This is a genomic window from Lysinibacillus sp. FSL W8-0992 (genome assembly GCF_038008685.1).
In the GTDB taxonomy this organism is placed as follows: domain Bacteria; phylum Bacillota; class Bacilli; order Bacillales_A; family Planococcaceae; genus Lysinibacillus.
This window is the reverse complement of sequence record NZ_JBBOZQ010000001.1, coordinates 281,885-308,880: the sequence shown is the minus strand read 5'-3', so window position 1 is coordinate 308,880 and position 26,996 is coordinate 281,885. Positions and strand designations below refer to the sequence as shown.

The following is a 26,996-nucleotide window of genomic DNA, read 5'->3' as shown; positions in this document are numbered from 1 at the left end:
AGAATGTGAAAGTAATTTTTTCGTATGTAAAACCATATAAGTGGACTGCAATTTTTGCATTATGTTTGATGTTGATTGAATTATTTGTAGAGCTTGTTCAGCCACTTATCATGGCCAAAATTATTGATGATGGTGTTCGTGGTCAAAATAATGACATGATTATTCAATGGGGAGCCATTTTACTTGTTTTATCTTTTATCGCCTTTATATCAGGCATCGTCAATTCTTATTTTTCATCACATACTGCGCAAAGCTTTTCTTTTGATTTGCGCAATGCTTTGTTTGATAAAATTCAATCCTTTACATTAGCTACATATCAAAAATTTTCTACGGCTTCGCTTATTACTCGGCTAACTAATGATGTAACGCAAGTTCAAACAGTGCTGTTTATGAGCCTTCGGATTATGCTCCGCGCACCACTAGCTGTTGTTGGGAGCATTGTCATGGCTTTTGTTGTCAATGCAAAGCTAGCACTGTTTTTAGTTATTGGTACACCGCTCATTTTCGTTTTCCTTATTTTTATGGTTGCAAAAGGTGTGTCATATTTTGGGCGAGTACAGAAGCGTGTGGACCGTTTGAATCGTGTCCTTCAAGAAAATTTGCAAGCGATGCGTCTAGTGAAGGCTTATTTACGTGGGGCATATGAGGCTTCGCGCTTTGAGCAGGTTGCTTCACGATTAAAGGTGGATACTGTCAAAGCTCTGCGTACGATGGAGTATATTATGCCTGTATTATTGTTTGTAATGAACATGAGTTTATTGGCCGTACTTTGGTTCGGTACAAAGCAAGTTGCTGCTGGAACGACACCGCTTGGTGATATTGTAGCTATCGTCAATTATGCAATGCGTATGACAGGTTCATTTTCAATGTTTGCTTTTATTATAATTTTTTATGCACGTGCAAAAGCCTCTGCAGAACGTATGACAGAGGTGCTTGCTGTTGACAATGAAGTAGAAATTACTTCGTCATCTAAAGAAGGTGCAGCTAACGACTTGAAATTAGGCGAATTAGCATTTAAAAATGTAAGCTTCCACTATCCAGGTACAGACACTGCTGTATTGTCTAACGTCACTTTTCAAGTGAAGTCGGGTGAAAAATTAGCAATCATGGGGGCTACAGGAGCTGGTAAATCAACATTACTACAGCTTATTCCACGCTTTTATGATGTGTCGGAAGGACAGATTTTTGTAGAAGGAAAAGATGTTCAGCAATGGGATCTACAAGAGCTACGTGACATTATAGGTTATGTACCGCAGCAATCTTTATTATTTACAGGGAGTATTGCTGACAATGTTCGATGGGGCGATACAGAAGCCGAAATGGACGAAGTGCTCAATGCAACAATGCAGGCACAAATTCACGCATCTGTAGAAGATTTCCCAAGTGGTTATGATACCCGAGTAGGGCAAAAGGGCGTTAATTTATCAGGTGGTCAAAAACAAAGATTGTCTATTGCTAGAGCGTTATTAAGAAAAGGACATATATTAATGCTTGATGATAGTACAAGTGCACTTGATGTTAAAACAGAGCAGGCACTATGGGATGCGCTTAGTGAAGAAAGAGCAACGATGCTCGTGGTCACACAAAAAATTCGGACGGCTAAAGGTGCAGATCATATTTTGTTAATTGATGCAGGCGAAGTGGTTGGATATGGGTCACACGAAGAGCTTCTGCAAACTTCTGAACTGTATAAAAAAATCGCAATCTCCCAACAGGAGGTGGAATAATGGGATTTTTCCAAAAACCTTTTGGCTATGAGCCGATTTTATCGAAAGATGATGTAAAGCAGGTCGTAAAGAAAAAGAAAGGTCCACGTGCAGCAGATTGGAAAAGTACACTTTGGCGTTTATGGAAGATTGTCGATGAACAACGTATGCTATTAATAGTCGTCCTGTTACTCGTAATGGCAAGCTCGATTTTGGCACTTCTAGGACCGTACTTAATAGGCAAAATAATTGATATATATGTGATGCATGGTGAGCTTAAAGGATTAGGTAGTAAAGTTATGTTGCTTGTTGGTATTTATTTACTTTTAGCAGTCGCTTTATTTTTACAAAATTTTTGGATGATAGGGATTGCCCAACAAACGATTTATCGACTGCGCACAAGTGTCTTTGCTCATTTTCAAAAGCTACCGATTTCGTATTTTGATAGACGACAACATGGCGAATTAATGAGTCGTATGACAAATGATATTGAAGCAGTAAGCTCGACTTTGAATAGCTCTTTTATTCAAGTATTTTCGAGTGTGTTAACGCTTGGCGGCACGATTATCATTATGCTGAGCTTGAGTCCGCTGTTAACGATCTTAACAATGACAATTATTCCAATTATGTTTTGGGCGATGCGCTGGATTACCCGTCGAACGGCTCCGTTATTTAAGGAACAACAAGCAGCAATAGGAGCGCTTAACGGCATGATCGAAGAAACGATATCAGGGCAGCGAATCGTTAAAGCCTTTTCACAGGAAGAACGTGTAAAGGCAGAATTTCGCGACAAAAGTTTACGGTTGAAAAATACGGGCTTTTGGGCACAGACGTACTCGGGTTATATACCGAAAGTCATGAACTTTTTAAATAATATGAGCTTTACAATTGTTGCAGGTATTGGTGGAGTACTAGCACTATACGGTCATGTGTCAATAGGGGTAATTGTTATTTTTACAGAATATGCTCGCCAATTTACACGACCATTAAATGATTTGGCAAATCAGTTTAATACGGTATTATCAGCTATAGCAGGAGCTGAACGTGTATTTTCTTTACTTGACGAACAGCCTGAAAAGGAAATGGCTGCTGCAAAAAAACATACATTATTAGGACAGGTAACATTTCAACATGTGTTTTTTAAGTATGATGATGCACAGGAATCCTACACATTAAAAGATATTAATTTTACGATAGAGCCTGGGCATACTGTTGCATTGGTAGGTGCAACTGGTGCTGGAAAAACAACTATTCTACAGTTGATTGCTAGGTTTTATGAGGTGACAAAGGGCGATGTATTATTCGATGGTGTAAATGTACAGCACATTGATCGGGAGGCACTTCGCTCACAAATGGCCTTCGTGTTACAAGATCCGTTTTTATTCGAAACAACAGTAATGGAGAATATCCGTTATGGTCGTTTAGATGCTAGCGATGATGAAATTGTGGAAGCAGCACAGCTTGCTAATGCCCATGATTTTATTATGAAACTAAAGGATGGTTATGACACTGTTCTTACGGCAGATGGACGTGAGATTTCCCAAGGACAAAAGCAATTACTATCGATTGCACGTGCACTAATTGCTAATCCGAAAATTTTATTGCTTGATGAAGCAACAAGTAGCATTGACACAGTAACAGAATTAGCAATCCAAGAGGCACTCGATAGGCTTATGCAAGGACGAACAAGTTTTGTAATTGCACATCGGTTGAACACTGTACACAATGCGGATGTTATTTTAGTTATGCAAAAGGGCGAGCTAGTTGAAGCTGGATTACAGCATGAGTTAATTGAATCTGGTGGGATTTATGCCCAAATGCTAAATTCCTCAACACATCATTTAGATGAGTAGTGTGAGAGCCGTGTAGCACGAGTTGTTGGTAAAAAAGGCAGTTTACCTGTCGACCTAGAAAAATCGGCGGTAAGCCTTTGGATTGCATCGGTAGTAGTTTCGCTTATGTGTTGTCTATAGTGTAGAGTGATTTCTTTTATGAAATCGCTCTTTTTTACAATGGGAGGCATCCTGCCAATAGTAACAGTACATGATTATTCAATATAGTCATTCCGTTTTTTAATAATGTAATTTATTTGAATAAATGTTATAATAATTACAGTAAATATAATTATTTAATTTCTTATAAGGCATCCTATATAATAATTTATAACTAATGCCTTCTAGTAAATTTCATTTACTTTGAAGTACAATAGTAGTATAAATCCTTCTGTTTTTTCTGTATTTGAAGTAAAATTGCTGATTATTAGAAAAGGGTATTATAATTTGTTGCCAGTTTATTTTCTTTCTTGCTACAATAGGGCAATAGTCTGGTTTAAGAACGGAGTAAACAATGAACATTTCAGTAATTACAGTGTCATTCCCGCTGGACAAGGAAACACTGAATGAATTAAAAATATTATGCGAAGAAGCAACCTTAAATGATTATCGTGTATATGAAACGATTATGAATATTCCATTAGCAGGCTCTTTTGAATCAAAAGGTTTTATGGTGCTCGCTTATGAAGATGATAATGATGAATTAGTTGGTGCTGCAAGTGCTATTGATTTAATGGGGCTACATACGTATGAATGGTCGTTAGTAGTTTCACCAGCTTATCGCCAAAAGGGAGTTGGGACAGCATTAGTAAACGTATTACAAGCTGGTCTACAAGAGCGAGGAGCGGAAGGTCAATTAGCAGTAGTTATTGATGGATCTCCCTTTGGACATACATTTATCGAAAACTGTGGTTATTCATACAGTTTTTCAGAAGCGACGCTGGAAACGAAAGCAGAGTCAGTGGAACTACGAAATGATATTCAAATAGCCCCATTTGCAGAAGAACAGACTGAATTGATCACTATTTATAGTGAGGCGTTTGGCGATTTGCCATCAGAATCGGAGGAACTAATTGCCTTTAATACGTCAACGAATGGTCGAAAATTATGGGTAGCACATAAAGACGGTCAAGTTGTAGGTACGGTGGCAACAGTTAAGGAAAATGAAATACAATGGGTGACAGCCCTAGCAGTTCATCCGCAGTATCAAGGGCAAGGAATCGGTACAGCTTTATTGTCTTTTTCAAAAGACTATGCAAGTAAACAAAACGCTAAATTTGTCATGCTTGATGTAGAAATCGAAAATAGAAAAGCGATTTCGATTTATGAGAGAGCAGGCTTTATGAAAGCACAGCAACTAGACTATTATGTGAAAAATTAAATGATGGGTGAGGAGTGAGCAATAAGCTTCACTTCTCACTTTTTTTATTTTTAAGAAACTGTTAAAATCTTCTTTTTTATCATAAATGTGTACTATGTCCATATAGTATTAATAAGCCTGAAGAAAGGGGTCGTTCTCATGCGTATGCCAGCATTGCCGAAAAAAAAGTCTCCTCCTAGGGAAGCACCTCGCTCATGGTGGAAAGTTGTTAAAGCGTACTTATCAAAAGGAAAGTTTTACAGACTACCACCGCGACATAAATAATTTTGTAGTTTTATTTATCTATTATGATTGAGCAAGGCTATCCAACGTTAAAATAGCATGTTAGGGGGCTATATCCTACTGTGCTATTTTTTTAGCTTATAAAAATATAAAATGAAGAATTTTAATTATCTAATAAAAATGTTTTTTTTGATGGACCGATTAAATAAAGCTCATGCATTGCACGAGTTAGTGCAACATAAAGTAGCTTTCTATCAATTTTAGTATTAAAGAAAGGGGTATCAAATGCAGCAACAATGACAGCATCAAATTCCAGTCCTTTTGCTAAATGGCTTGGTACTACAAGTAATACTTGCTGATTTATAGACTCATCCTCAGTGAGAAGTTGACAAGGGATAGCATCGTTCATCAAAGCCTGTTGCATTGATTTGGCTTCAGCTGTAGTTTTACAAATTAAAGCAATCGACTGATGCCTGTTTGCTCTAATACGATCAAAAACTTCTTTAATCTGCTGCGTATTAAAAGAAGCTGCCTGTATAAAAGTTGGCGCATCCCCATGACGGACTACAGGCTCGACTAAAGGTAGCTGCTCATCCATTTGCATTAAAATTTGGTTAGCGACCTCCATAATTTCAATGGTTGTTCGGTAGCTTTTTTGAAGTGTTCTGAAGCTGGCACGAGGGAATAAATTTTGCACAGGCTCCCAAGCTGTTAATGAGCGGTAGCTATGAATTCCTTGTGCTAAATCACCTACCATTGTAAACATATCGGTTTCTAACCCTGCTTTTAGAGCGGCTAGCTGGAATAGACTGTAGTCCTGTACTTCATCGATAAAGACAACGCGCATTTTCCACTCATCTGCAATCCCTTTTAGTCGTGCCTGTAAATAATAGAGAGCAGCTAAATCTTCTAGCATCCATTGCTCTTTAGCATGTGCTTGTAAAAACTGCTGTTGCTCTAAATAGTGCCATTCTGGTGCGACTTCTGCTAATAACTCGGCATTTGTTAAAAGTGTACGATAGAGCGTTTTTACATTATATTTTGCAAAGCGGCGCATATAGACAGATACAGTCGATTTTGCTTCTTTTTCAATTGCTGGCATACGTTCATCACGTTCATCTATAAATTTAGTGACAATGTTTTTACGCTTCTCTGCATCACGAATACCATTAAGTGCCTTGCCAAGTGCTTCATCGTACTTTGCATGTAACATATTTAAAACAGCTTGTTTCTTTTGCCGAACATGGCTGGCTAGCACCTTTTTAATGTGAGCGAGTCGTTTTTCAATTGGCATATAAGAAAATTCATATAAAAACAACTTTTTTAAATGTGAGGCACGCATTATACGATATTTTTCAATAAATACATCTTCGAATTGTTCAGCGATTTGCAGTTCGATTTTTTGTAAATAGCGTTCTATCATATCGCGATAATAGAGGGAACCCTTAACTTCAGAAATCCACGCAGTAGGCTGATCAGCGCCACCTATTACTAATGATTCCAGCTGTTCGTTAGGATTACGAAGCTTTAGTTTTAATTTAGTTGCTGCAAGGACATAATCTGAAAACGTAGTTTGGCATATTTTATCAACACCAAGCTCTGGTAGGACATCGCCGATATAATCGATAAATAGCTTATTTGGTGCTAAAATCATGAGCTGTTCAGGATTAAAATGTTCGCCCATTGTATATAAGAAGTACGAGATACGGTGCAAAGCAATTGTTGTTTTTCCACTACCAGCGGCACCTTGAACGATAATTGGCTGACGAAGATGTGCACGGATAATATCATTTTGTTCTTTTTGTATGGTGGAGACGATTTCTGTTAGGCGTACATCTGCTTTTCCTGCTAATGCCTCTTGGAGTAATTCATCATTTGTCGTTAAGTCAATATCCCGAATATCGAGTAATTCTCCATCTTCGATTTTATATTGTCGCTTGGCAAACAAATGTCCTTTATGAATTTCTCCACGTACATCATATTCCATATCTCCCAGACGCCCATCATAGTAGACATTTGCCACAGGTGAACGCCAGTCTACAATAATCGGTTCATGCGTATCACGGTGAAACAAGGATGTTTTTCCGATATACAAAAATTCCTCAGGATCACCAGTCTTTTGGAAATGAATTCGAGCAAAATATGGCTTTTTTTGTACGGCTTCTAATCCTTCCTTCTGATTTCGAGCCATTTCAAAGAAGCGGGCGTTTGTTAAAATATTCAAATAACTTAAACTAGAATCTAAATAATCAAGATCTGCCATGGACTTCCGAATATTTTCTTGCGCAGATTGCAAATCACGCTGTGATTCATTTAAGATTTGTTGCATATAATTTTGGGTGTATGCTAGCCTCTCCAGCTCAGCCTGAAAATCCGGGTGTTTTACAGTCATTTTTAGCACCTCCTAAGTACTTACAAATTCAAGTAGATTCTCATACTACTATACAAAATTTTACCTATCAAGTGTAAATATCATAATTCACTTATTGTTATACTATTAAGTAAAGATTAGAAGGAGGTTTTGCATTTGGATCTATTTGCACATAGAGGTGTATCTGCACACTATCCTGAAAATACAAAAGCTGCTTTTTATGCGGCTTCCAAGCTACCAATTGCGGGCATTGAGTTGGACGTTCATGTCACTGCGGACGGGGAGGTAGTAGTCATCCATGATGAAACGATTGACCGTACATCAAACGGTTCAGGCTATGTGAAAGACTTAACGCTTCAACAGCTTCGTTCATATGATTATGGTTCGTGGTTTGCAGAAGAATATAAAGGTGAGAGTATTCCAACATTAAGTGAAGTATTAGAGCTTTTCGTTGCTACACATCACCGTATCAATATCGAGCTAAAAACAGATATCTTTCCGTATGAGGGAATTGAGGCGCTTGTGTTAAAGGAAATAGCGAAGCACCAAATAACTGAGCGAGTAATTATTTCTTCCTTTAATCATGAATCGCTTCAAACTGTATCTCAGATGGCGCCATACATTGAAACAGCGGCTTTATTTGCTGAAATTTTAGTTGATTTTACAACATATACGGCAAAAATCCCTACAAATGCTATCCACGTTAGTTTACCAACAGCATTTAGGAGATCAATAGGTGTAGCACTTGAACAAGGGGCAACGATACGTGTATACACAGTTAATGACCTAGAGTATGCGAAACAATTGCAACAGCTTGGTATACAAGCTGTTTTTACAGATGACCCAGAAGCAATACTAGCAGGCTTAACAAAGTAAAGAGGCTAATAAGCAAAAAAATTCGCGATACTTTTTGAAAAGAGGGCGAATTTTTTTGCAGCACATATGAACTTAATAAGTATTTTAGGCACTTACCATTTTGCTTGATGTTCCTCGATACAACCAAGCATTTGCTTAATAACGAGTGTCTCACCATTATCTAATAGAACAGTACCGTCATAATAGCCAAACATCTGGTGGACTTCCGATTTGACGAGTTTTGCATTTGTTGCGGCAATACGTTCAAAAAATGGGGAAAACGTTAGAGAGACTTGATTTGTGAATTTCGTCTTCACTTTCCAGCGTTGCATATAGTCCTCACGATCATAATCGAATAGTAAGTCCTCATGTATTTTTGTCATTTTTCCATCTACAAAAACCGCATTTTCAGTCATTCCAGTACCATCAGTCCATTTACCACCTAAGTTGAGTCCAATGCGTCTGCCACGAACTCGCTGAGATGCCATTCCCCAATTCCATGTGGCTTCTCGAGGCCAAACACCCCGCCCGTAATCAAGTACAGCAAAACTTTCCTCGGGAGTAAATGTAAAGTGACGATTACCGATAGTCACATCTCCTGATGTAGGGAGTATATGATGCTTCCCTGTAAATTGGAATGTTCTACGATTCCATGGAATGACGACATTTAACGATTCATCCGCAGGTGGATGCTGAATAATTAAATTCGCACTTAGGGCATCGCCATCAAATGTAGGGATTGAAACAGATAAATGTGTTTCGTTTTGAATATAGGTCATATCAATCGACATTTCACTATTACTGAAAGATACGGATTCAAGCACGTGTGTCGGCATTTTAAGCTTGCCACCAAGTGGAACTGTTATTGTCTTTTCAAAATAGCGCTGAGTTTCATATTCAAGGAAATACACGAAGCAGACTGCTGCGTAATCGAGATGACTAATAGTTGCGGAGAATAAAATCTCATCACCATAGACACACCAATAATTCCATTTCTTTTTACGCATAATATGACCACTTAAATTGCTATTTATGAGAGGTTTTCGTGCAAATCCAATAGCAGCTGGATTTAAATTACCTTTTTTATCGCATAAATGAGTAGGCTGTAAGATTTCTTTCTCAGCATGCTGCTTCACATTCAACATCCCTTCTGTTCATAAAATAAAAAAATGCCAATTTGTTTAATCTTATTGTAGCAAAAACTATCTTGAAATTGGAAAAGATAGCGCCTGATATAACCGTTTTCAGCAATAATACGATGAAGGACCTAATTAATAGAACGAATGATGTAGTCATATGATGGTCATAAGGAGGGGAAGCGTGGCCAAAATGTATAACAGACAGGCTGCTGTTCAATATGCGAATTTATGGTGGAATAGACGCAATCCAGCATTTCCAAATTTTGATGTCGATTGTACGAATTTTATTTCGCAATGTTTACTTGCTGGAGGGGCACCGATGAGAGGGGCGCCAAATAGAGAACGGGGTTGGTGGATTCAGCAAGGCAACTGGAGTTTTAGCTGGTCTGTCTCACATTCTCTTAGATGGTATTTAGAAGGCTCAAAAACTGGTTTGAAGGCTACACGTGTGCAATCTGCAGAAGAGTTAGAGCTTGGGGACATCATATTTTACGACTTTCAAGGAGACGGCAGAATCGATCATTCTGTTATTGTCACGAGTATACAAAATGGAGTTCCTTATGTGAATGCACATACTTCCGATAGTATTAACAGGCCATATCTTTATCAGGATTCTACGGCGTATACCCCTAATATGACCTATTACTTCTACCATATAGATGATAGTTTTGCTTAGAGAGTTGGCGGTTTTAAAGCTCATCATTTTGTGATAATGTTGGAGATAGAACTAATGACGAATAATCAATATTCTAATATAAATAGAAGGAGATAATAAAAAATGAGTGAACAATTATTATCAGTAAGAGAAGCAATTATAAACCGCCGTTCTATAAAGAAATTTAATGGGAAGCCGGTAAATCGTGAAGAATTATTGAGCATTATTGATGATGCTATATGGGCACCAAACCACGGTAATCGCGAGCCTTGGCGTTTAGTTATAGCTTGTGATAATGAGTTAGTGGCAGTTCAACATTTATTGCGTGATATAGCTATCCCAAAATGGCAAGATCTTTCTAGTGAAGATTTAGCTAAGCAAACGACGAAATTTACACTACCAGGTGGCTTTGCTTTCGTCATCGTGCCAGAGGATGCGCGCCAAAAAGAGCGTTTAGAAGATTATGCTGCAGCGAGTATTTTCATTCAAAATATCCAGCTGTTAGCTTGGGAGAAAGGCATCGGCACTTGCTGGAAAACACCAGGCTTTTTAGACAATCCGAAATTCCGTGAGGCATTGAAAGTACAGCCAGGTGAACGTGTAATTGCAATGCTACAAGTCGGATATTTTGATGAAGTTCCAAAAGGGAAAGAACGAAAAAAATCAGCAGAATTTGTAACAAATTTCGGTGAATAGACGATTGAAAAACCCCCCCTGCCAAACTGAAATAACCGTGTCTAACTTTTAGGGGTCACTTCAAAACTGGTGAGGGGGGTTTCTATTGTGTTCAAATGCATTTTGAGTAATTCTAAGAATTCTAAGAAAAACCGTCGTGCTTTGTGGAAAAGCGAAAGTGGTTGGTGCATAATTGCATAATCTTACAGGAATTTAGAGGAGGGCACTAGTTGTTGGAAGCGTAGGTGGCGACTCCTGCGGGAACGTACGCAGCGTAAGCCACAACAAACCGCGCGTTAGCGAGGGTTGTGGCTTACGGTGTGCCCGCGGAAAGCGTCCGCCGTAGCGAACAACAACGGTCGCAGTAAAAAAAGTGTTAGATTGATTGCATTCAATCTAACACTTTTTCTCTTTTGTAATTTTGTAATAGCTATTGCCTTGTTTATTTTTGTAACGCAGCAACCTCATATAAGTAGTCGCCTAAAACGCGTAGGCCTTTATCGAAGTTCTCTAAATGGAAGTGTTCGTTTGGTGCATGGAAGTTTTCACTCGATAATCCGAAGCCCATTAGAACAACAGGTAAATCTAAAATTTCATCAAATGCAGCAACGATTGGAATCGAACCACCGCCACGTGTGTAAGCAGTTGGGACATTATAAACTTTTTCATATGAACGACCAGCCGCTTGAATAAATGGATGATCAAATGGTGTTAAGAATGGACGTCCTTTATCGAATTCTGAAATCGTTACGTCTACACCAACAGGCTTATGTTTTTCAATATGTGCTTTTAATAATGCAACGATTTCTTCTGGATCTTGATTTGGTACTAGTCGGCATGTAATTTTTGCACCGGCTTCAGCAGGAAGTACAGTTTTAATGCCTTCGCCAGAGAAGCCCCCGAACACACCGTTTACTTCTAGTGTTGGACGAGCCCAAGTGCGTTCTAAATAAGAATAGCCAGCTTCACCGAATAATTCTGATACGCCAACTTCCTCTTTTACAGAGTCTTCGTCAAAGCCTAGCGCACGGTAAGCTTCACGTTCTTCTTCAGTTAATGGTAGTACTTTGTCGTAGAAACCTTCTACTTGAATTGTGCCGTGTTCATCGCGGAAAGAAGCTAAAATTTCAGCTAATGCATGGATAGCATTTTGCACGCCTCCACCGTAAAGGCCAGAATGTAAATCGCCTTTTGCTCCACGAACATCAATTTGTACGCCTGTAAGACCGCGTAAGCCATAGCATACTGCAGGTTTACCAGGACCATAAAGACCTGTATCTGAAATTAAAATTAAATCTGCAGCTAATTTTTCTTTATGCTCTTCGACATAAGCAGGAAGGTGTGGACTTCCGATTTCTTCTTCACCTTCATAGATGAATTTGACGTTCACTGGTAAAGTACCTGTTGTAGCAAATAGTGCTTCAATCATTTTTAAGTGCATAAACACTTGGCCTTTATCATCACTTGCGCCGCGTGCAAATAATTTGTTATCACGAATCGTAGGATTGAACGGCTCTGTTTCCCATAAATGTAATGGATCAACAGGCTGTACATCGTAGTGGCCGTAAAATAGAATCGTTGGTTTGCCTTCTGCATGTAACCAGTCAGCATAAACAACAGGGTGACCAGCAGTTTGCGTAATTGAGATGTTTTCCAAGTTTAGTTTCTTGAAGGCATCGGCTAGCCACTCGGCAGCGTGTTGAATATCTTCCTTATGTTCTGATAACGAACTAATACTTGGAATACGTAAAAATTCATTTAGTTCGTTTAAGTGTGCCTCGCGATGTTCTGTAAAGTAAGCATTTAATGTCTCTACTTGCGTCATATTAGCATCCCTCTTTCAATATTTCGATAATAGAAATAGTATAGCATAATGTGGTTGGGGAATCCTGTTATTGCAAAGGTTTTTCCAGTATTTATTAATGCTTTGCTCCACTAGCCTTTACTAAAGATTATGCCTTAGACATCCATAGTCTTCTTTTGAGTATTGCCTAACCTCTCTGGTCGATAACTTTCACATAAGTCCATCATTTCTATAAAAAAAGATCTGATTTCGTTGTTTTCTCGAAATCAGATCCTTTTATAATAATTAATGAGCAGTATAACCGCCATCGACTAGAAGTGTTGTGCCATTAACAAAGCTTGCGTCATCACTTGCTAAGAATAAAACGGCTTTTGCGATTTCTTCTGGTTTACCAAGACGACCTTGTGGATGAAGGGATGCTAAGTATTCTTTCTTTTGAGCATCTACTTCAGCCAATAGAGGTGTTTCGATATAGCCAGGACATACCGCATTTACGCGAATGCCTTGTTTAGCATAAGCAGTACATAGGTTTTGTGTTAATAATTTTACGCCACCTTTTGCAGATGAGTAGGCTGTAGGATTCGGTAAGGAAACAAAACTATGAATGGAACCAGCGTTGACAATAACGCCACCTGTACCTTGAGCAAGAAACTGTTCAATTGCATATTTATCAGAAAGAAATACACCTGATAAATTAATATCAATTGTTCTTTTCCATTTTTCGTAAGATAACTCATGTGCTGGTGCATCGTCAGCTACGCCTGCATTAGCATACATAATATCAAGTTTACCGAATTTATTTACAGTTTCATTAATCATGTTTTTAATGTTTTCTTCGATAGTGACATCTGTTTTCACGAAGAGTGTATCAAAACCACTATTATTTAATTCATCTGAGATGCTTTGTCCACGCTCAGAGAAATCAGCAATGACTACTTTTGCACCCTCTTGTGCAAAAAGACGAACGGTTGCTTCACCAATACCGCTAGCACCGCCTGTTACGATTGCTACTTTATCTTGTAGTTTCATATAAATGACCACCTTTATTTTTATTTTGCTGTTGCTCCGCCATCAATGACGAATTCTGCACCTGTTGAGAAGGAAGACTCATCAGAAGCTAAAAATAATACTGTTTGTGCTACTTCTTTAACAGAGCCTAAACGTCCTAATGGGAAAATGCTTTTTCCTAATTCATCTTTAGAGCTTCCAGTTGTTGCAGACGCATAGTCTGCCATTCCAGTGTCAATGTAGCCTGGATGGATAGAGTTTACGCGTACGCCATATGGAGCATATTCCATTGCCGCATCTTTTGTCATAATGCGAACAGCTCCTTTACTAGCACCGTATAATACGTGCCCAGCAGCACCTGTTAAGCCAGCGATAGAAGAAGCATTAATAACAGAGCCCTTATGTTGTTTAGCCATAAGTGGCATAATATGTTTCATGCCTAGGAAGACACCTGTCACATTGATGGACATTAAGCGATTCCAATCAGATAGTTCGATTTCTGCAAGTGGTTTAATGATATAGATACCTGCATTATTGAAAAGAATATCTACTTTGTTAAATGTTTTAATTGTTTCATCCGCTACTTTTTTCCAGTCTTCTTCATTGCTAACATCATGGCGTACAAATAATGCTTCACCGCCCATAGCTTGAATATCACGTACTGTGTCGTTACCAGATTGTTCGTTTATATCTGTAATAACTATTTTTGCTCCTTCTTTGGCAAACAATAGTGCAGTTTCTTTCCCTATTCCTGTTCCTCCACCTGTAATAATGGCTACTGCATTTTCTAGTCTCATTTCATGCATGCCCCTTTCATTATTTCTGGTTATATAATTACCTAACGATTCAAAAGTATTCGCATTGTTTAGCGATACCTTTATTTTACTATCGTCAATTTGAAATACTATCCTATAAGATGCTGTATAATATAGTGAGTGAATATCCTCCATTTATAGGGGTATTTTAGTGTGAAGGAGAAGAATTTCCTATGACGCATCCATTTCAGCCAATTGAAGAAGTAACACTTCAAGAGTTTGTGTTATTTATTAAAGTTCATCATAAACAAATTAAAGAGAATATGAATATTTACCTCAATCTAGAACCTGCTATAGGCGAAACAGAACGAAATAGAGTAGCGTTGCTATTGGATTCATTTTTACGTTTACTGACACATACAAACATTGATGAATTAAATGGTGATGAGTATTTTTTTAATACGTGGCTACAATCACAATTATCCATTATTGATAGGAAGAGCTTTAATTTATTCCAATTAATATTTGAAAAGTCATTGATTACATTTATGATTCAACAAAAGAGTAGTCGAACGAATGCTGTCTTAATGTATGTATTATCATTATTTATGTCTCTAGTACAGCTTTACTATGACTGTGAGGGAGAAGGCAAAAGTAGTAACAGGCCTACTGAAAATGAGGGATTGAGACATTTACAGTTATTAGATAAGCTAGATAAATTGCTTATCAGTTCCTCAGGCTATCAGGATTTAGCCTATATTTTAAAAAAATGTGAAGAATATTTTAGCTACAAGAGATGTGTATTTTACGCATATGTCCCATGGTCCAATCAATTTTACGGAGTTATTGGTGCAGAGCTTCCTAAGGTGCAAAGCATGAAAGGGGAGCTAACTGGAGAAAACACTATACTTAGTTCAAGAAAACCAATTTATTTAAAAAGCCCAAAAAATTACGTAAAGGAGGAGCATATCCAATTATTTGGTTTATCCTCAATTATTTTTATTCCTATTGTTGGAGGGGATCAGTTATTCGGCTGGCTAACATTTGATCAGCTAGGCGAGGAATTCGATTGTACAAAGGAAGAATTAGCGCTCCTTGAGGAAGTAGGAAAGCGTTTAGGCTTATTTTTATCACGCAAGAGTGAGAAGGTAGAGAAAAATACAGAACTTCATTTAACGGAAAGGGAGTCGATGATACTCGGCTTACTTGCTGAAGGATATGATAATAAAAAAATTGCCAGTTTATTATTTTTAAGCGAGCATACAGTCAGAGATTATGTAAGTAGTCTCATGACAAAGCTCAAAGCAAAAAATCGAACACAGGTCGTAGCCTCATCTTTTCGTTTAGGGCTGTTAAGTTAACAATAAATGCGCTTCTACTAGGAGTGCATTTTTTTGTTTTTTTCATATCAATTAATGTCTAATAAATTTTCTGATAATAAATATTATTAAAAATATAGCGATAAAAATAGAGGAATATGGTTTTAAAGTGGTCTTTTGTTGGGAAAGTGATATAGTAGTAAAACAATTTTTACGAATATTACAAGTGAAAGCAATTAAGCTTACACGATTGTAATGAAATTGAAAGCCAATACGATAGAGTGTAATACATTATTTTGCGAGAATGTGTATAGAAGCAAGAACAAGAAGCGGAGGAATACACAATGAATGAAAAATTAGAAGGCGTATATGAGGAATATAACCGTTATATATACCATTTATGTTTGAAACTAACTCGCAATAATGTAGAAGCAGAAGATTTAATGCAAGAAGTTTGGGTAAAAGTCGTACGCTATGAAGATAGCGTTGCCGAAGTTGAACATATTAAAGCTTGGCTAACAACAATTACAATGAATACATTTAGAGATCGCTATCGAAAAAAAGTACGACGCAGTAAGTATATGATGAACCAACCTGAAACATTAGACGTACCGATTTTAGATTTGGTTCCCAATAATGACATTTCTACAGAAGAAAAAATTGAAAAAGAGATTGTGACGAAGCTAGTACAGGACAAAATGGGTCAATTAGATACAATTTATCGTAAAACATTATGGTATTTCTACATAGACCAATATTCACTTGCTGAAATCTCTACTATTATGAAAGTATCAATCGGTACGGTGAAATCTCGTTTATTCCGTGCGAAAGCGCGTTTAAAAGAAATGCTAATGGCCGATGTGTCAATCGTCGAGGCTGTGCTGCCAGCGTAATCAATATATTGGTCGCACAACCATAACTACTTAGACGGAAGTATTCGTTCGGCCAATCCAAAAAAGGATGCACTGCAAACAAAAATTTGCGATGCATCCTTTTTCGTGTTTCCACACAAAACAAAGATGAAAATTTAATCTTGCCGATTTGTATCAACAGATAGTAAGCATTTGGCGAAAATATCACGCAACGTTTGCACCTCTTCAGCTGAGAGCATGCCAAACATATTATTAATGATTTCACTCACTTGTTGACGGGATTCTTCAAGTATTTCTTCACCCTCAGTAGTAATAACTAATTGTGAGGCTCTACGATCAGTAGCATGCTGCGTCTTTTCAATAAAACCAGCATTAATCAGTTTGGTCGTTAATACCGTGACACCACCAGTTGTTACCTTTAAGCGTTCTGCTATTGCAGAAGGGCGCTTTGGTCCCTCCTGCGATAAGTAGTCTAAAATTAAAATATGGGATTTTGAAAAGCCGAGTGCATTATGATTATTCCACTCGTTTGCCCATTTACGCTCGATAGAAAAGACAACTTCAAACAATGAGGTAATGGCTTGTTGTTTTTCTTGATCCATATAAGGTCATCTCCAAAACTGTTTTAACTTTCTTGTGCCAATCTTGTCATCGCATTTAATTCGTAAGCACGTACTTTACGTGGAATAAAACGACGAATGTCCATCTCATTGTACCCAACTTGGATACGTTTTTCATCTATAAGGATAGGACTACGTAACATTCTAGGATGCGCTTGAATAATTGCGTACAACTCTTGAATAGAAAGCTGATCAATATCAATATTTAGATTTTTAAAGTCATTTGAGTTTGTTGCAATAATTTCATCAGTACCATCTTCTGTCATGCTTAAAATTTCTTTAAATTCAGCAAGTGTAAGAGGATGTGATGTAATGCGTTTTTCTTTATATTCGATGTTGTGATCTTTTAACCATTTTAGTGCTTTTCTGGATGAAGAACAGCTCGCTTGTGAGTAGATAGTAACTGTCATTCTTCATTCCCCGCTTTCTTTGTTGGATTATATTTTATGAATAGCTTATTAGTAAGTAAAATAGGTTATACATATATCTTACTAGTAAGCTATATATAAATCAATAGTTAATTAAAAAACTTTTAAGAGAACATAATATTTTTAATCTATACTAAATATACGCTGGAAAGTGCGAAAAGTTTCATTAAATAAGCTTACAATGATGTAAGTTTAGAAGATTTTAAAAATAGAGAATATTGAATGCGTGCCAGTCACCCAAACAATTCTGAATTTTCATGGGAATGCCAGTAGAGTAGACTCCCGCAGAAAGCGATGAGGATTTTTACAATATAGAAGGTGCGAGGCTTTGCCAAAGAGTGACCACCTATGAGCGAGTCAAAAAGTTGTCGTATATAGCAATATCAGAAGGATATATTAATTTCAAAGGAAAAATCCACCTAGCATCCTGCGGGTCAGCACAAAAAGGAAGACGCAACAGCGGTAGTTGCGGCTCACCTTGTGCCCGCGGAAAGCGAAGTGGATTTTTACTCTTTAGAATGACACATTATTTGTATTTAGCTTTGTTGACCAGAAGTGAACCAGTCTTGCACATCCCATACTTTTGTTGCTAAGCCTTCATAGAAATCAGGTTCATGGCTAACGAGTACAATTGTGCCTTTAAATTCTTTCATAGCACGCTTTAACTCTTCTTTGGCATCGACATCCAAGTGGTTTGTCGGCTCGTCAAATAGTAACCAGTTAGCTTCTTCCATCATTAGCTTACATAATCGAACTTTAGCCTGCTCACCACCAGATAAAGAATTAAGTGGGCGGGTAATATGATCTGTTTTTAGACCAGCACGTGCTAATGCAGCGCGTACTTGTGCTTGCTCCATAGAAGGGAAGGCATTCCACACATCATCAATTGGAGTGATTTTATCTGCCTTTACTTCTTGTTCGAAATAAGAAGGAGCTAAATAATCACCACGAATTACCGTACCACCTAGCGGATTAATTTTACCAAGCATCGTTTTTAGTAAAGTAGATTTACCAACACCATTCATGCCGACTAAGGCAATTTTTTCACCGCGTTCGATCATAAATGAAAGAGGTGGTAGTAGTGGTTTGTCTTTATCGTAACCGATGACTAAATTCTCTGCTTCCACAACGTAACGGCTTGGTGTACGTGCTTCTTTAAAACCAAATTCAGGTTTCACTGCTGTTTCAGGACGGTCGATACGCTCTAAACGATCAAGCTGCTTCGCGCGAGACTTTGCACGACCAGTTGTAGAGTAACGCGCTTTATTTTTCGCTATAAAGTCTTCTTGTTTTTTTATGAACTCTTGTTGCTTTTCATAAGCATCAATATGTTGACGTTTATTGATTTCAGCAAGCTCTAAAAACTTTTCGTACGTAGCTGTATAGCGAGTTAGCTTTGAAAACTCCAATTGGAAAATAACATCAACTGTCTCATTCATAAATTCCGTATCGTGGGAAATTAATAAGAATGCATGTGGATAATTTTTTAAATAGTTTTTCAACCAATTAATATGCTCTTCATCGAGATAGTTTGTTGGCTCATCGAGTAATAATACTTTTGGCTTCTCTAATAATAGCTTTGCCAGTAAAACTTTCGTACGCTGACCACCAGAAAGGGCAGCTACATCGCGTTCAAGACCAATAGCATCTAGACCTAGACCTCGTGCAACCTCCTCGATTTTCATATCGAGAGTGTAGAAATCTCCAGCATCAAGAGCATCCTGAACCTCTGCCATTTGTTCTAATAAAACTTCTAATTCTTCAGGTGTTGCTTCAGCCATTTTACCTGTAATTTCGTTTAGCTCTTCTTCTTTCTTATATAGTGGGAGGAAGGCATCACGTAATGCATCGCGCATAGAACGTCCTGCTGTTAGCGCAGTATGTTGGTCTAAATAGCCATAATGTGTTCCAGGTAGCCATTCAACTTTTCCTTCATCGTGAATTGTTTGTCCTGTAATGATTCCCATAAGAGTAGACTTACCAACACCGTTTGCGCCGACAAGGCCAATATGATCGCCTTCTACTAAACGGAAAGAAACATCTTTAAAAAGTGTACGGTCACCGAAAGAATGACCTAAATTTTCAACTGTTAATATTGCCATATATGTTGTTCCTCCAAAATAATTCGATTAGGTCTGTATAAATAGATGAATCACAATGCTACTGCTACAACATAACAGTTGGCACGATGCGAATTCATTATAGCTCTGCTAGTTGTTTATTTAATTCTGCTAGCTTTGCTTCCATGTTAGCAAGGCGTTGCTCAGCATTTGCGACTTGGTCGTTATGGCCTGTAGATTCAAGTTTTTCGATGTCACCTTGTAAATTCATATAATCCATTTTTAATTCTTTGATTTGATATTCAATATCGCTTTTTGATGGCATGATACTTGGCTCCTTTATTAGTTTATTTTTTATTACGAAAGCGTGTAAAAGCGATGGAGGTTTTGTCATCCCCCACCGCTCAATTGTTAAAATTAATCGGGTACTGATGCGTTGAGATTCCTCAAATATTCTAGCCTACTTTGTATTGGATACATTCAACTAGAAGCAGGGGAAATACGAAAGTGAAAAATTCTAATATATTGTATCATATTCACCTTAAAAGAATCACTAAGTTGAAGCGATATTATGTCGATCATAAGCGAAATCAAGTAATAAAGATTCAAGCGTTTTGTTATTGCTAGCGACATTCAGCTGGCGCTGTTTTTTCACAGCACGTTCACTGCGCGCCTCATGCAATAAAAACTCCATAACAGCATTTTGTATTTGTGATTGTTTCATTTTACGCCCGAGGCCAAGATGTATAAAGCCATTATGCTCACGAGGGAAAGCGTGTAATAGCTCATTTTCTGTCTGTGCGAGCGTAATACATGGCACGCCATAGGAAGCAATCTTATATGGTGTGTAATTAGCATTGCAAATTATGACATCAGCTTTGGGTAATAATTTAAGGAGTGCGTCTTTATCACGCAAAATGGCAGTATTCCGACGACTTAAAACCATCATTTGCAAGTCGTCAGTCGCATGTCGATAACTTTCATCTATCATTACTGTAATTTGTAGTGGGATTTGTAGCTGGGTTAGGTGTCGAAGAGTACGATATGTTAAGTTATGCTCGTCCCCATCCTCGAAAGCAACAACAATATGAGGAGGATTTTCTGGTGTTTTAAGATCAGGTAATTGTTCTGCATGCTGATAAGCTTCAGGTAATGCAAAGACGAAACTGCCACCAATATAATGGGAAGGCATATAATCTTTAACTTCTTGATAGAGTGCTAGTAATACACAGTCACAGGCTTGGCCACCATCACCAAAATCATCAAAATGAATAATCGTTTTGCAAAATGGCCGTAAATTCTCCACTTGCCAGCTTTCTGAGTTACGACCATCCCTAACAATTAAATCAGGTTGTATCGCTTTTATTTGCTTAGGTAATTCGTCGAAGTGATCGAATAGTATTGGTGAAAGATTGTGATTCATTAAAATTTGAATCCCATCATTTGAAGGGGTTTTTACGAATATGAAAACTTCCTCTTGTCCAAGCAACTTAGCTAATGTTGCAACTCGTTCAAAAGGATACAGCCCTTTATCAATACAGCTTTCAATTATGAAAACAATCGATTTTTTCGGTTTAATTGTTTGTGTTTCGTTTTGCAAATGTATCCCATCCTTTCATCTGTCTATTTAAATTATGGTGAAAATTGGGCAAGTATGTGTAAAAATTAACATTAGATAAATAATGTATGAGATGAAACTTTAAAAATTGACTTTGCTATACCGATGAATAGTAGAGAGGACATGCAAAATGAAGCTAGTTCTCATTATTGATGATACATACATAGAAATCGTCTTTGTGGAGCAAATATAAGACTTTCTCAAAGGGGGAATGAAATTGGGCATGCGTTCGGCAATTGTTGTAGGGGCTACTGGATTAACAGGTAGTTCACTAATAGAACAGTTATGTGACAATGATGAATATGTTTCGGTCATCGTTATAGCACGACGAGAGCTACAATATAAGCACCCGAAGTTAGAGGTGAAAATTCGAAACTTCGATACATTAGAAGAAAAAGATATTGAATTTGCCCATGAGTTATTTTGTTGTTTAGGTACAACGATTAAAAAGGCTGGATCACGTGAGGCGTTTGAAAAAGTTGATTTTGAATATCCACTAGCCATTGCCTCATTGGCGAAAAAGCAAGGGATTCCGCATATGCTTGTCATTACAGCTATGGGTGCCAATGAGCGATCTCGATTTTACTATAATCGTGTGAAATGGAAGCTTGAGCATGCATTAATAGAGCTAGGCTTACAGCGTCTATCCATTATTCGTCCCTCTCTTTTAGTAGGACAGCGCGATGAATTTCGTTTTGGCGAAAAGGTAGGAGAAAAGCTAATAAAACTTGCTAAACCTTTATTAATAGGACCATTAAAGCGTTTGCGCTCTATTGAGTCCTCGCAAGTTGCCAAATCAATGATCGTTATTGGTTTACATGGAAAGAAACAGCCGGTGACAATTTATCCATCATAGGACTTAGCGAAAATGGATTTTCCAACTGTGGCACAAGATGAATTTACGCGTGAAGAGTTATTTAATTGGCAAAAGCTTAAAGGCTTAGATGTGTCTGATGCAGAGCGCAAGGTAAATCGAGAGGTCATTATAAATCGAGATAAATATAAAGTGGAAGAAACTGTGGTAGATAAAGAAGTGACATTTAATCGACACGATGAAAAATAGTCGTCTTTCCATTAAATATAGCATTCCGTCTAAAGACTGAATTTATTGTTTTGACTATTACAATTCTTCCCGAGCCACTATTCATTTGTTACAATATTATTGTAGAAGATGAATGTGGAGGCAAAATGAATATGAAAATTTTACTCGTTGATGGCACAATGTTTGGGCGTAAAACTGGTGCTATTTTAGAGCAAGTAGAGCGTTATATTAAAGATTTCGATGCTAGTTTCGATTTAGAAATTATGCATTTTAGTGAATATAAACATCAAATTGTCGATGGCTCACCATTAAATGAAGATATGAAAAAAATGATTCAAAAGTTTGAAGAAGCGGATGCGTATATTATTGCAACTCCGATTTTCCAAGCTTCAATTCCAGGTGTATTGAAAAATGCTTTTGATTTTTTACATCCGAAAACAATGCGTTATAAGCCAGTATCTATCGTAGCGAATGGTGGCACATATCAGCACCATTTAGTAGTTGAGAACCAATTAAAGCCTATTTTAGATTACTTCCGTGCACTTGTGACACCAAACTATGTATATACGCATACATCACATTTTGATGCAAATAATGTAATTGTAGACGAGGATGTTCATAATCGTTTACGTGAAATGGCACGTGTTTTCGTTCAGTACTGTGAAATGAGTAAAACATTACCGAAAGAAACAATAGACCAACATTAAAGATATGTCCTATTGTCGGTACCAATAAGTATTGATCCCTTGTACAGTGGAAGGAAATCACTGTGCAGGGGATTTTTCTTTGCAAGATTCCATTTACGATATGATAAAATAATACTTTAGTGAATTCGGAAAGGAGGGCAGCTCATGCAGAACATCGCTTTACTAGAGAAACAACGCTGTAATTTAATTTTGACGAATAAGGCGAAGGAGGCGGTAGAGGAATGCTCAGCAAACGAGCATGCCTTTTTTGCTTTACAAAAAACAGTTACTGTCTATATTGAAAAAAGAAAAGCCAAAACAATTGGCGAAACGTTTTTATCGATTTATTTTAATGCAGAGCACAATGAAAAGTTAGATAGTGTACTTGCCGGAAAAACGGCAATTATGGATTGTGTGCTAAAAGTGGAAGGGTTATTAGCAACAAATATTCGTTTTGTACATATGCGAGGTCCAATAAGTACGAATCGCCGCTTACCGGCTGCATTGCAATTTATAACAAAGCCTAATAATGGCGCAGGTATCCCGCTTGACCTTCATACGAAAATAAGAGAACTACCGATTGCTGAAGAACGCACCGAATATGTGAAAAAGCGTATTGCAAGTTGGGAAGGCTATTTAAAAATCCAAGAACGTGATGCAACAATTGATGATATTCATACGGAATTTAAACAAAGCTACTTCAATGAAGACTTTTCACGTTTAACGCTTGTATGTCCATATGTAAAAGCGAAGGAATGGAAGCAACTCGAAGGTTTAAGTGTTAGCATCCAAGGGGTACGTGGCGAAATCGGACAAGTATTAAAATCGAATGCTGGCAAGCAAACAGTGGAAATTGATTTAAAGCCTTTTGCACAGGATCAGGCTCGTAAAGATCAGTTAAACTTGCGCTCAAAACAAGCAAGCTTTAGTAATTTTGCAACACTAAGTCAAATTCGACGCTTACGCAATGGCTTTACGAAGCTAGAAAAAGGCGAAGCAGTTAATGCTAGTCTAGAGACGATTTTATTTGAAAAACGCCCAACTGTCCGCACTGCAAAGCTGAGAGATGATATTGAGTTTCATAATAATTTAAATGAATATCAACGTAAAGCGGTAATCGGAGCCCTATCTATTGAAGATTTATATGTGATTCAAGGGCCACCGGGGACTGGGAAAACAACGGTTATTTCAGAAATATGCCAGCAAAATGTAAAAGCAGGATTGAAAACACTCGTTGCATCACAGTCAAATTTAGCTGTTGATAATGCATTAGGAAGACTTCTCTCCAATCAAGAAATTCGAATTTTACGGTATGGTCGAACAGAAAGTATTGAAGAAGAGGGAAAAAAATTCATTGAGGAAAATGTTGCCCTTCATTGGCGCGAACAAACATTAGCTTCTGTTGAAGAAGAAATTATCGCTTTTGCTGAGCGTGAACAAGAATTGAAGGCAAGTATTTTAAAAGCAGTGGACGAGCGGCAAAAGCTTGAGACATGGCTTGAGGAGCTAGTTAAGGAAATCGCTGCTAAGGAACAGGCGGCAATAGACGAACCAATTTTGCAAAAAGAGATTCAATCGTTAAAAAAGGATTTGAAAACGGCAAAAGCAGAAAAAGAATCTAGTGAAGAGCAAAAAGAGCTTCTTGAGAAACAGCTAGCACAACTAGAGTCTGCTATACAATCGCAAGAACAAATTTTATCTGATTATGATTCGCTTGAACAGCTACAACAAACGATTCAAGATTGCACCCATAAAATAGAACAATGGCAAGCTGCTATTCAATATAAAGAATTACTTGTAGAAAAGCAGGAGCTGACATCGCAGTTTCAAGATATTCAACTAAAATATGAACAAGAAAATAAGCGATTGCTTTTAATGAAGGAAGGACAACAATATATTGGTACGTTAACGTCCTTTGATCGTATTCAACGCTTTTTAGAGCATTATCAAATACGTCCTACGCACATTTTAGCTCAACAAATTGGACGATTAGAGCATTTAGAGGATGCGAAAGATTTAGAAGCCTGGGCAACAATAAATTCCCGATTACAAAAAGCGATTGCAAAGCTTGAAACAATGGTAACGCCTGAGGAGAAAGAACGAGCGTTAGCTAAAAGTCGTCAACAGCCTGTTCAATCGTTCTCATTAAAAAATTTAACGGGTGTATTTGCGCAGCTAAATGAGTCGTTTCAAGAAGGGCAAACACCTCCTATCGAACAGGTAGAAAGCTATTTACTAGGGCTCTATATGCGTCGCGATTTTGTTTGGCAAAAGGGGATGGCGCTTCGACAACAACAGGATCATAAAGATCGGGAATTTGAGTCACTACGTAAAAATATTAGTAGTTTAATACATCAAGAATGTGCCATAACAAGCTTCGATGTACAAAGCTTGCAACGCCAATTACAGCCATATATTAAACATACCGAGCGTCTACAGCAACTCGCTGATACATTCCAAGCTGATATTATGCCAGAAGAATCAGTGGAACAGTTGAAAATGCTAGTATCTAATACACAAACCGCTCTACAAACAGCCCGTCAACAGCTTCAGGCCGTTGAGCAAGCTAACACACAACTTGTGCCTAAGAAAGCAGCACAACAAACAGCAAAGGCAAGCTTAGTTGAGGTTGAGGAACAGCTAGCACAATTAGAAGAAAAGATTAAAGATATAAATGTAGAAGGGCTAAAAAAGGAAAAACAACTAACTGCGTTAACAACATTGCTACAATCTACGCCAGAGCGCACATATGAGGAAGTAAAAGAAACTATTCAAACGACAAATGAAAGCTTAGAAGAGCTACATCGTAAAGAACAGCAGCTACCTCTACGTAAGAAATTGCAAGAGCAATGGCGTGATAAGTTACAAAACGCAACAGAATATGATTTAGATGAAATTCGTAAATTATATGTGCGTCATGCCAATGTTATCGGAACAACATGCGTTGCTTCTGCAAGTAAGGAATTTATGGAAAACTATCCTACCTTTGATGTTGTCATCATTGACGAAGTATCCAAGGCGACACCTCCAGAGCTATTATTACCAATGCTTAAGGGCAAAAAAGTCATTTTAGTGGGTGACCATCATCAGCTACCACCACTTCTTGGTGATGATACGCTAGAGGAAACATTGAAGGGCATGTTAGAAGAAAATCCAAACTTTGATGGTGCACAAGAGCTAAAAAGCTTGCTGCGTGAATCGTTATTCGAGCGGTTATTTAATAACTTACCGCCAACACATAAGCAAATGCTCGCATTACAATACCGTATGCATGAAAAAATCATGCATAGTATTACACCTTTTTACGCCAAGGAAGAGAGTGGTCTGCAATGCGGTTTACCGGATTCTGATATAGCGCGTGACCATGGCTTAGAAGGACATTTCGTCAATCGAGATGATCATTTACTATGGATTGATATGCCAACTGAAAAACCATTTTTAGAGGAACAAGTTAAAGGTGGTACGAGTCGTTATAATGAGGGGGAACTACAAACAATCCGCCGAATTTTAACAGATTTAAATGCTGCTGTTTTAGAAGCGAAAAAGGCCGGGCGCATACCACAGGATGTACAGAAAAGTGTAGGCGTTATTAGCTTCTATGGCGAGCAAGTGAAAAAAATTAATCGTCTACTTCAACAGGAATTACAGCTACCCCATTTACAATTTAGAACGGGAACTGTCGATAAGTTTCAGGGGATGGAGATGGATGTCATATTAGTTAGTATGGTACGTAATACGCCAAAGGGAGGAGACATTGGCTTTGCGAGAGATTATCGCAGGTTAAATGTTGCACTTTCTCGGGCACGTGAATTGTTAATGCTTGTTGGCAGTGCAGATATGTTTGCAAAACGTGCTAAGCATCAAGATACACGTGACATGTACAGCAATCTTTTAACGACGGTGAAATCCTACAACGGTTTACGTAATCATGAAGGACAGGTGATGTAG

Annotated in this window: 22 protein-coding genes; 12 read left to right on the top strand and 10 right to left on the bottom strand. The window is 37.8% G+C overall.

Annotation, left to right across the window (positions count from 1 at the left end):
- The first annotated feature begins 5 nt into the window (after positions 1–5).
- From NSQ74_RS01275 to NSQ74_RS01265, 3 genes are all read left to right on the top strand, one after another.
- The gene (locus tag NSQ74_RS01275) at positions 6–1,727 is read left to right on the top strand and encodes an ABC transporter ATP-binding protein (RefSeq protein ID WP_340821131.1); all 1,722 of its coding nucleotides are present in this window, start codon (positions 6–8) and stop codon (positions 1,725–1,727) included.
- Positions 1,727–3,559: an ABC transporter ATP-binding protein gene (locus NSQ74_RS01270; RefSeq protein WP_340821130.1), complete on the top strand. Its 1,833-nt coding sequence runs from the start codon at positions 1,727–1,729 to the stop codon at positions 3,557–3,559. Before NSQ74_RS01275 ends, NSQ74_RS01270 begins: the two co-directional genes overlap by 1 nt.
- Positions 3,560–4,052: 493 nt before the next feature.
- Positions 4,053–4,919 carry a GNAT family N-acetyltransferase gene (locus NSQ74_RS01265; RefSeq protein ID WP_340821129.1) on the top strand — a complete coding sequence of 289 codons (867 nt, stop codon included), beginning with the start codon at positions 4,053–4,055 and terminating at the stop codon, positions 4,917–4,919.
- A 385-nt stretch (positions 4,920–5,304) separates the two neighbouring features.
- Here the strand turns inward: NSQ74_RS01265 and helD are convergent, their stop codons facing one another.
- On the bottom strand, positions 5,305–7,533 hold the full coding sequence (gene helD, locus NSQ74_RS01260; protein WP_340821128.1) for an RNA polymerase recycling motor HelD: 2,229 nt from the start codon (positions 7,531–7,533) through the stop codon (positions 5,305–5,307).
- Positions 7,534–7,668: 135 nt separating this feature from the next.
- Here helD and NSQ74_RS01255 point away from each other — a divergent pair, with 135 nt between their 5' ends.
- Positions 7,669–8,388, top strand: coding sequence for a glycerophosphodiester phosphodiesterase (locus NSQ74_RS01255; protein WP_340821127.1), 720 nt, complete (start codon positions 7,669–7,671; stop codon positions 8,386–8,388).
- A 92-nt stretch (positions 8,389–8,480) separates the two neighbouring features.
- Here NSQ74_RS01255 and NSQ74_RS01250 read toward each other — a convergent pair whose 3' ends face one another.
- On the bottom strand, positions 8,481–9,503 hold the full coding sequence (locus NSQ74_RS01250; protein ID WP_340826375.1) for a DUF2804 domain-containing protein: 1,023 nt from the start codon (positions 9,501–9,503) through the stop codon (positions 8,481–8,483).
- Positions 9,504–9,687: 184 nt separating this feature from the next.
- Between NSQ74_RS01250 and NSQ74_RS01245 the strand changes: the two genes are divergently transcribed.
- Together NSQ74_RS01245 and NSQ74_RS01240 are read left to right on the top strand one after the other, a co-directional pair.
- Complete coding sequence (locus NSQ74_RS01245) at positions 9,688–10,182, top strand: amidase domain-containing protein (RefSeq protein WP_340821126.1); 495 nt, start codon at positions 9,688–9,690, stop codon at positions 10,180–10,182.
- A gap of 102 nt (positions 10,183–10,284) precedes the next feature.
- Complete coding sequence (locus tag NSQ74_RS01240) at positions 10,285–10,857, top strand: nitroreductase family protein (protein ID WP_340821125.1); 573 nt, start codon at positions 10,285–10,287, stop codon at positions 10,855–10,857.
- Positions 10,858–11,278: 421 nt separating this feature from the next.
- On the opposite strand, the gene NSQ74_RS01235 is transcribed toward NSQ74_RS01240, so the two are convergent.
- From NSQ74_RS01235 to NSQ74_RS01225, 3 genes are all read right to left on the bottom strand, one after another.
- Positions 11,279–12,661 (bottom strand): dipeptidase, encoded by a 1,383-nt coding sequence (locus NSQ74_RS01235; protein WP_340821124.1) that lies wholly within the window; start codon positions 12,659–12,661, stop codon positions 11,279–11,281.
- A 264-nt stretch (positions 12,662–12,925) separates the two neighbouring features.
- A complete protein-coding gene (locus NSQ74_RS01230; RefSeq protein WP_340821123.1) occupies positions 12,926–13,669 on the bottom strand; it encodes an SDR family NAD(P)-dependent oxidoreductase in 744 nt (247 codons plus the stop codon).
- A 20-nt stretch (positions 13,670–13,689) separates the two neighbouring features.
- Positions 13,690–14,445, bottom strand: a complete 756-nt coding sequence (locus NSQ74_RS01225) for an SDR family NAD(P)-dependent oxidoreductase (protein WP_340821122.1) — start codon at positions 14,443–14,445, stop codon at positions 13,690–13,692.
- Positions 14,446–14,636: 191 nt separating this feature from the next.
- On the opposite strand from NSQ74_RS01225, the gene NSQ74_RS01220 reads away from it, so the two are divergent.
- Together NSQ74_RS01220 and NSQ74_RS01215 are read left to right on the top strand one after the other, a co-directional pair.
- Complete coding sequence (locus NSQ74_RS01220; protein WP_340821121.1) at positions 14,637–15,764, top strand: LuxR C-terminal-related transcriptional regulator; 1,128 nt, start codon at positions 14,637–14,639, stop codon at positions 15,762–15,764.
- A gap of 302 nt (positions 15,765–16,066) precedes the next feature.
- Positions 16,067–16,615 carry an RNA polymerase sigma factor gene (locus tag NSQ74_RS01215; protein ID WP_340821120.1) on the top strand — a complete coding sequence of 183 codons (549 nt, stop codon included), beginning with the start codon at positions 16,067–16,069 and terminating at the stop codon, positions 16,613–16,615.
- Between the two features lie 134 nt (positions 16,616–16,749).
- On the opposite strand, the gene NSQ74_RS01210 is transcribed toward NSQ74_RS01215, so the two are convergent.
- The 5 genes from NSQ74_RS01210 to NSQ74_RS01190 form a co-directional block, all read right to left on the bottom strand.
- Positions 16,750–17,196, bottom strand: coding sequence for a MarR family winged helix-turn-helix transcriptional regulator (locus tag NSQ74_RS01210; protein WP_340821119.1), 447 nt, complete (start codon positions 17,194–17,196; stop codon positions 16,750–16,752).
- Between the two features lie 23 nt (positions 17,197–17,219).
- The gene (gene spx, locus NSQ74_RS01205; RefSeq protein WP_036117523.1) at positions 17,220–17,624 is read right to left on the bottom strand and encodes a transcriptional regulator Spx; all 405 of its coding nucleotides are present in this window, start codon (positions 17,622–17,624) and stop codon (positions 17,220–17,222) included.
- 554 nt (positions 17,625–18,178) lie between these two features.
- Positions 18,179–19,744, bottom strand: a complete 1,566-nt coding sequence (locus NSQ74_RS01200; protein ID WP_340821118.1) for an ABC-F family ATP-binding cassette domain-containing protein — start codon at positions 19,742–19,744, stop codon at positions 18,179–18,181.
- A 97-nt stretch (positions 19,745–19,841) separates the two neighbouring features.
- Entirely contained in the window at positions 19,842–20,027 is a 186-nt protein-coding gene (locus NSQ74_RS01195; protein ID WP_053597392.1) for an SE1832 family protein, read from the bottom strand.
- Positions 20,028–20,255: 228 nt separating this feature from the next.
- Complete coding sequence (locus NSQ74_RS01190; RefSeq protein WP_340821115.1) at positions 20,256–21,302, bottom strand: PseG/SpsG family protein; 1,047 nt, start codon at positions 21,300–21,302, stop codon at positions 20,256–20,258.
- Positions 21,303–21,531: 229 nt separating this feature from the next.
- On the opposite strand from NSQ74_RS01190, the gene NSQ74_RS01185 reads away from it, so the two are divergent.
- The 4 genes from NSQ74_RS01185 to NSQ74_RS01170 all read left to right on the top strand — a co-directional run bounded on the left by NSQ74_RS01185 (position 21,532) and on the right by NSQ74_RS01170 (position 26,996).
- A complete protein-coding gene (locus tag NSQ74_RS01185) occupies positions 21,532–22,176 on the top strand; it encodes an NAD(P)H-binding protein (RefSeq protein WP_340821114.1) in 645 nt (214 codons plus the stop codon).
- A 12-nt stretch (positions 22,177–22,188) separates the two neighbouring features.
- Positions 22,189–22,383, top strand: coding sequence for a hypothetical protein (locus tag NSQ74_RS01180; protein ID WP_340821113.1), 195 nt, complete (start codon positions 22,189–22,191; stop codon positions 22,381–22,383).
- Between the two features lie 131 nt (positions 22,384–22,514).
- Complete coding sequence (locus NSQ74_RS01175; protein WP_340821111.1) at positions 22,515–23,069, top strand: NADPH-dependent FMN reductase; 555 nt, start codon at positions 22,515–22,517, stop codon at positions 23,067–23,069.
- A gap of 144 nt (positions 23,070–23,213) precedes the next feature.
- Positions 23,214–26,996: a DEAD/DEAH box helicase gene (locus NSQ74_RS01170; protein WP_340821110.1), complete on the top strand. Its 3,783-nt coding sequence runs from the start codon at positions 23,214–23,216 to the stop codon at positions 26,994–26,996.